We start from the raw sequence: 6,772 nt of genomic DNA, 5'->3' as shown, positions 1-6,772 counted from the left end.
TAGGTTTTTACCCCGCACCTACTTGGTAACTTAGGTCGTGCTGCGCTCAGATAAGCTATAATGTTGAATTATATTGCACAGAGTCAATTGTGTGGTTGAGCCAAGAGTGAGCTGGTTCTGTATGGATTGCCAATTTGGTTTGCATAATCGGATTGAGTTTGATAGTGTTCTATTAATGTTCTGTCTTGGGAGTGCGGTATGGAGCCTCAACCATTTGGCGATAGGCACACAGTCCAAAAACTGGAAACGGTTGAAAGATATCTCCAAGCTTATGTCACGGCGCTAAAGTTTGCACCCTTTGAATTGCTATACATAGATGCCTGTGCTGGATCTGGCTCCTCGGTTCCAAAATCCGCCCTCGAGTTGGCACACTCCACCCAGAGTTCGTTGGAAGGGTTCTCGGTCCCAGTCGCTGATACCGATTCGATAATTGTAGGTTCTGCAATTAGGGCATTGGGCGTCAAGCCAGCATTTCACAGATATCTCTTAAATGACACGAAGCAATCTAATGTCGATGCGCTTCGTAATTCAATTCAGCGAGAACACGCGCATATAGAAAATAGGGTTGAAATCACCAAGCTCGATGCAAATCAAATGCTTTGTGAAATCTGTAGATCATACAATTGGCGAGAAACACGGGCAGTGGTGTTTCTCGACCCATTCGGGTTGCAGATTAAATATGAAACCTTAGAGATGTTGGGAAAGACTAGAGCGGTGGATCTTTGGTATCTTGTCCCTGTTTTTGCGATGTATCGTCAAGTTTCAGGTGATGGTGAAATTAATTTGGATGGCGGTCCGAGGGTGGATGCGGCGCTCGGCACAAGGGCTTGGCGGGATGTTGCGGTGGTTGAGGAGCAATCTGTCGACCTTTTTAGTCAGTCTCAGCTACGGTCTAAGCGAGCAGTCGATATTGCATGGTTTGAGAAGGTGGCAAAGGAGCGTATTGGTGAGGCCTTCCAAGGGCAGGTGCTGGATGAGACTTTACCATTAGGCCGAAATGGTATGCAGGAATTCTCGCTTATGTTTGCATGGGCAAACACTAGCGAGAAAGCTCGGTTGGCAGCAAAATTAGCAAGCGCGGTACTAAAATAATGGCTTCAATTTCTGAAATTGAATGGACAGACATTACGTGGAATCCGGTTGCAGGGTGTTCGATAGCCTCAAATGGCTGCACTAACTGCTACGCAATGCGAATGGCGGCGCGATTGCAAGCGATGGGCCATGGTAAATACCTTGGCACCACGAGAAAAAGTGGAGGTCGCCATGTCTGGACAGGTCGTGTAAACATTGATGAATCTAGCCTCACCGCGCCGCTTGAATGGCGAAAATCAAAACGGATTTTTGTTAATTCCATGTCAGACTTGTTTCATCAAGATGTTCCCACGGCTTTTATTCAAAAGGTTTGGGATGTTATGGCTGAATGCCCGCAGCATCATTTTCAGGTGCTATCCAAGCGACCCGACCGTATGGCTAAATTGTTTGAAAGCGGTGAAATTCGTGCGTTGAAAAATGTTTGGTTGGGGACGTCAGTTGAAAACAGCGAGGTTTTAGATCGTGTCGAATATCTCAAGAAAATTAGAAATTCCACGCTGTTTATTTCCTTTGAACCGCTGATAGGCGAGATAAATGAAATTGACTTGCGCGGCGTCCATTGGGCTATTGTGGGAGGGGAGTCTGGTCCCCGCTCACGACCAATTCAAGAGGCGTGGGTTGAACGCCTGTACAAAATTTGTCGACGCGATGACGTGGCTTTCTTTTTTAAGCAATGGGGCGGCAGAAACAAAAAAGCTACCGGTCGGGAGCTGCATGGTCGTACTTATGATGAATATCCTTTGCAGTTGATACCCTAAGTCTCACAAATTACGAGAAAAATCCTTAAGTTTGAGAGCATTATACGCAGTTCGCGATGGGACTACGCAGCGCACTCAATGAAAATCCCGCGACTTGGGCAGCACCCTCGCATCCCTCGGATGGCGTGATGGCACCGGCCGCACCACCTCGTCCGCACGCGCCAGCGGGGGTGTCAGTGCGCCGTCGCCCCGCGCTTCGGTAAGCGTTGCCAGCAAATCCGTGCGGTCGATCACGCGGTTGGCCATCAGGTGAACCACACCTTCGGGGCTGCGCTGGAGCACGCCTTCGACCTGCATCAGGCGGCTCGCCATCACGGCGCGGCGGTAGCGTTCGAACAGGCGGGCCCAGAGCACGATATTGGTGATCCCCGTCTCGTCCTCGATCGTCACGAATATCGCGTTGCCCTTGCCGGGGCGCTGGCGGACGAGGACGACGCCGGCGGTGCGCACCGCCGCGCCGGCCTTGGCATTGGTCGTATCCTCGCAGCTCAGCACGCCTTCCTCGCGCAGCCGGGCGCGCAGGAAGGCCATCGGATGGTCCTTCAGCGACAGGCGCAGCACCTGATAATCGGTGACGACCTCTTCGGCTGCGGGCATTTGCGGCAGCTGCATGTCGGGCTCCGCGCCCAGCTCGCGCGCCTTGGCCGCGGCGAACAGCGGCAACTCGGTCGAGGGCGTGCGGCGCACCTCCCACAAGGCCTGGCGCCGCGACAGGCCGAGCGATCCGAACGCATCGGCATCGGCGAGCAGGCGCAACGCGGCGCTGGGCAGGTCGGCGCGCCGCGCCAGCCGCTCGATCGAGACGAACCGTCCGGCGGCGCGCCGCGCCTGCACCAAAGCCTCGGCCCAGGCCTGCCGAAAGCCGTCCATCTGGCGAAAGCCCAGCCGCAGCGCCAGCCGCCCCCTGATGTCGCGCTCCAGCCTATTGTCCCAATGGCTGGCGTTGATGTCGATCGGCCGCACCTCGACCTGATGCTCGCGCACGTCGCGCACGATCTGCGCGGGCGCATAGAAGCCCATGGGCTGCGAATTGAGCAGCGCGCAGGCGAAGACCGCCGGGTGGTGGCACTTGATCCAGGACGAGACATAGACCAGCCGCGCGAAGGACAGCGCGTGGCTTTCGGGAAAGCCATAGCTACCGAAACCCTCGATCTGCTTGAAGCAGCGCTCGGCAAATTCGGCGGCATAGCCGCGCGCGGTCATCCCCTCGACCAGCTTGGTGCGGAAATTGTGCATCGTGCCGACATTGCGGAAGGTCGCCATCGCGCGGCGCAGCTGGTTGGCCTCGGACGGCGTGAAGTCCGCCGCGACGATCGCGAGCTTCATCGCCTGTTCCTGGAACAGCGGCACGCCATAGGTCTGGCCGAGCAGGTTCTTGAGCTCGTCGGGATCGTGCGGCGGCGCGGGCGAGGGGTATTCGACTGGCTCTATGCCCGAACGGCGGCGCAGATAGGGGTGGACCATGTCGCCCTCGATCGGGCCGGGGCGGACGATCGCGACCTGCACCGTCAGGTCGTAGAGGCAGCGCGGACGCAGCCGCGGCAGCATGTTCATCTGCGCGCGGCTTTCCACCTGGAACACGCCGATGCTGTCGCCCCGGCAGAGCATGTCATAGACCTGCGGGTCGTCGGCATCGAGATCGACGGTGAGATCGTGCTCGCCCAGGCCATGCTCGCGCATCAGCGCGAACGCCTTGCGGATGCAGGTGAGCATGCCCAAGGCCAGCACATCGACCTTCATCAGCCCGAGCGCGTCGATATCGTCCTTGTCCCATTCGATGAAGGTGCGGTCCTCCATCGCGGCATTGTGGATCGGCACGGTCTCGTCGAGCCGGTCCTCGGTCAGCACGAAGCCGCCGACATGCTGCGACAGGTGCCGCGGGAAGTGCAGGATCTGGTCGACCAGATCGCGCAGCCGCACGATGTCCGGATTGTCGATGTCGAACCCGGCCTCGGCATAGCGCTGCTCTGCCATCGAACTGGAAAAGCTGCCCCAGATGGTGCTGGAAAGCCGTGCGGTCACATCCTCGGAAAAGCCGAGCACCTTGCCGACCTCGCGCACCGCGCTGCGCGGGCGATAATGGATCACCGTCGCGGCGATTCCGGAGCGGTGGCGGCCATAGCGCTGGTAGATATATTGCATCACCTCCTCGCGCCGCTCGTGCTCGAAATCGACATCGATATCGGGCGGCTCGGCGCGTTCCTCCGAAACGAAGCGCGAGAAGAGCAGGTCGTGCGTCACCGGATCGACCGAGGTGACGCCGAGCAGGAAGCAGACGATCGAGTTGGCCGCAGAGCCGCGCCCCTGGCACAATATCGGCGGCTCGCGGCTGCGCGCGAAGCGCACCAGATCGTGCACGGTGAGGAAATAGCAGGCGTAGCGCTGCTTGGCGATCAGGGTGAATTCCTCGTCGAGCAGGTCGCGGACCTTCTTGGGCAGCTCCTCGCCATAGCGCTCGCGCGCCGCCTCCAGCACCATATGCTCGAGCCAGGCCTGCGGCTCCCAACCCTCCGGCACGGGTTCGAGCGGATACTGGTAGCGCAGGTCGTCGAGGGTGAAGCTGATCCGTTCCATCAGGCGCAGCGTTTGCGCGATGGCATCGGGGCAATCGGCGAACAGGCGCGCCATTTCGTCCGCCGGCTTGATATGCCGCTCGGCATTGGCCTCGAGCAACCGTCCGGCCTCGGCGATCGTCGTGCCCGCCTGGATGCAGGTCAGCACATCGTGCAGCGGACGCTGCGCCGGTTCGGCATAGAGCGCATCGTTGGTCGCGAGCAGCGGCACGCCGGTGTCGGCGCTCAATCGCATCAGCCGGGCGAGGCGGCGGCGGTCCGATCCCTTGCGCGGCATCGTGGCGCCGATCCACACGCGCCCCGGCGCGGCCTGGCCCAGCGTGCCCAGCAGCGGCGCGTCGCCGGGCGATGCCATCGCGATCAGCAGCAGGTCGTCGATATATTCGAGCAGATCAGGCAGGCGCAGCACGCAATCGCCCTTGGCCGCGCGCAGATTGCCGGTGGTGAGCAGCCGCGTCAGCCGCCCCCAGCCGTGGCGCGTCGCGGGATAGGCGATGATGTCGGGCGTATCGTCGGCGAACACCAGCCGCGCGCCGACCAGCAGCCGCAAGTCGGGCGGCGGCGCGCCGATCTCCGCCGCCGCCTTGTGCGCATCGCGCAGCGCCATATGCGCGCGCACCACGCCCGCGACCGTGTTGCGATCGGCAATGCCTACCCCTGCGAGCCCCAGTTCGAGCGCGCGCGCGACCATGTCCGCCGGGTGCGAGGCGCCGCGCAGGAACGAATAATTGGTCGCGCAGACCAGCTCGGCAAACGGGGTGCTCACGCAAACAATCCATGCACATACCAGCGCGGATCGGGCCGTTCGCTGTCGTACAGGCCGTGGCGGAAGATCCAGAAGCGGCGGCCGCGCGCGTCCTCGATCCGGTAATAGTCGCGGGTGAGGCCGCTCTTGCCCGGCGCGTGCTTCCACCACGGCGCGGCGATCCGCTCGGGCCCCTCGAAGCGCACGACATGGTGCTGCTGGCGCTTCCAGCGGAAGCGGTGCGGCGGCCCGTCGGGCACCTCGGCGATCACCTCGATCGGCTGGGGCGGGTCGAACAGATGGATCGGCCGGGTCGGCGGCTCGCCCGGCTGCGGCGCTTCCCAGGGTTCGGGCGCGGGCAGATCGACCGCGGGCAGGGTGAGCGCCGCCTGTTCGGGAATATGCGTGTCGCGCGGCTGGAACCGGCGGATCGCGCCGCGCCCCAGCCGGCTGCTCAGCCGGTCGATCAGCGCGGCCATCGCCTCCTCGCTCACCGCGCCGCCCTCCAGCTGCAATTGCGCCGGGGTCAGCGGCTCGATGCGCGGCACGATCAGCCGGATCATGTCGAAGCCGAAGCCGGGATCGATCGGGTCGCTGACCGCATCGAGCCGCTCGTGCAGCAGCCGCATCAGCACCTCCGGATCGCGCATCGGCAGGCTCGATTCGACCGCGAGGTCGAAGGTGCGGCCATCGCTGCGATAGAAGCGCGCGGCGAAATGCCGCCCGCCCATGCCGCGCTGCTCGAGCGCTTCGGCCGCCTGGCCCGCCAGTTCGGCGAGCGCCGCCATCGCCGCTTCGGTGCGCGCGATCGGTTCGGCAAAGCGCATCTCGAAGCGCAGCGCGGGCGGGCTGCGGCGCGGAGTGATGCGGCTGTCGGCGCTGCCCAGCAGCCGGTCGAGCCGCTCGACCAGCTCCTCGCCGAAGCGCGCGGCGAGCGGCGCGCTGGGCCGCATCGCCAGGTCGCCGATGGTCTTGAGGCCCGCGCGGATCAGCGCGGTCTCGGTCTCCTCCTCGATGCGTAGCGCCGCGACGGGCAGGCGGCGCAGCACGACATCGCCATCCTCGGGCCGCGCGAGGGTCACCCCCGGCGCGAAGCGGGCAAGCGCCTGCGCGGCCTCGGGCGTGTCGCCGCAACCGCTGCGGACATGGTCGGAAAAGCGCGCCAGGCTGTCCCCGGCGGCGGTGACCAGCGCGCTCTCGCCGCCAAACAGATGCGTGCAGCCGGTAATGTCGAGCACCAGCATGTCGGGCGGGTCGGTCGCGACCAGCGGCGTGAAGCGGTCGCAATGATCGGCCAGCCGCTCCAGCCAGTTGAGGTCGGCCAGCGGGTCGTGCGGCTCGACGCGAAGCTGCGCGACCTGCGCGCGCGCATCGGCCAGCATCATGCCGGGCGTCAAGCCCTGTGCGTGCGCCTCGGCACAGGTCGCAGCGATGCGCATCGCGCCGCGCACCTTCTCGACCAGCACCAGGGGCGCGGCGTCGTCCGCCTTATCCGGCGCGCCGGAAGCCGAGCGCTGCCGCGCGCGCCGGTCGACCGGCAGAAAGGGGAAGAACAGCGCCAGATAGCGCCGCTGCGCCTCCGGTTCCGGCACCGCCGACGGGCA

4 protein-coding genes are annotated in these 6,772 nt (G+C 63.0%); 2 read left to right on the top strand and 2 right to left on the bottom strand.

Annotation, left to right across the window (positions count from 1 at the left end; all coding sequences use genetic code 11):
- Window positions 1-198 precede the first annotated feature (198 nt).
- Both tcmP and DM995_RS08915 read left to right on the top strand, forming a co-directional pair.
- Window positions 199-1,092, top strand: a complete 894-nt coding sequence (gene tcmP, locus DM995_RS08920) for a three-Cys-motif partner protein TcmP (protein ID WP_116969197.1) — start codon at window positions 199-201, stop codon at window positions 1,090-1,092.
- A complete protein-coding gene (locus DM995_RS08915) occupies window positions 1,092-1,850 on the top strand; it encodes a DUF5131 family protein (protein ID WP_116969196.1) in 759 nt (252 codons plus the stop codon). Before tcmP ends, DM995_RS08915 begins: the two co-directional genes overlap by 1 nt.
- 75 nt (window positions 1,851-1,925) lie before the next feature.
- Here the strand turns inward: DM995_RS08915 and DM995_RS08910 are convergent, their stop codons facing one another.
- Window positions 1,926-5,189, bottom strand: coding sequence for an error-prone DNA polymerase (locus DM995_RS08910; protein ID WP_198669304.1), 3,264 nt, complete (start codon window positions 5,187-5,189; stop codon window positions 1,926-1,928).
- Window positions 5,186-6,760, bottom strand: a complete 1,575-nt coding sequence (locus DM995_RS08905) for a Y-family DNA polymerase (protein WP_116970386.1) — start codon at window positions 6,758-6,760, stop codon at window positions 5,186-5,188. Before DM995_RS08905 ends, DM995_RS08910 begins: the two co-directional genes overlap by 4 nt.
- Window positions 6,761-6,772 lie beyond the last annotated feature (12 nt).

It is taken from the genome of Blastomonas sp. UPD001, assembly GCF_003426715.1.
Lineage (GTDB): Bacteria > Pseudomonadota > Alphaproteobacteria > Sphingomonadales > Sphingomonadaceae > Blastomonas.
The sequence above is the reverse complement of the archived record's forward strand: the minus strand, read 5'-3'. Positions and strand labels throughout refer to the sequence as shown.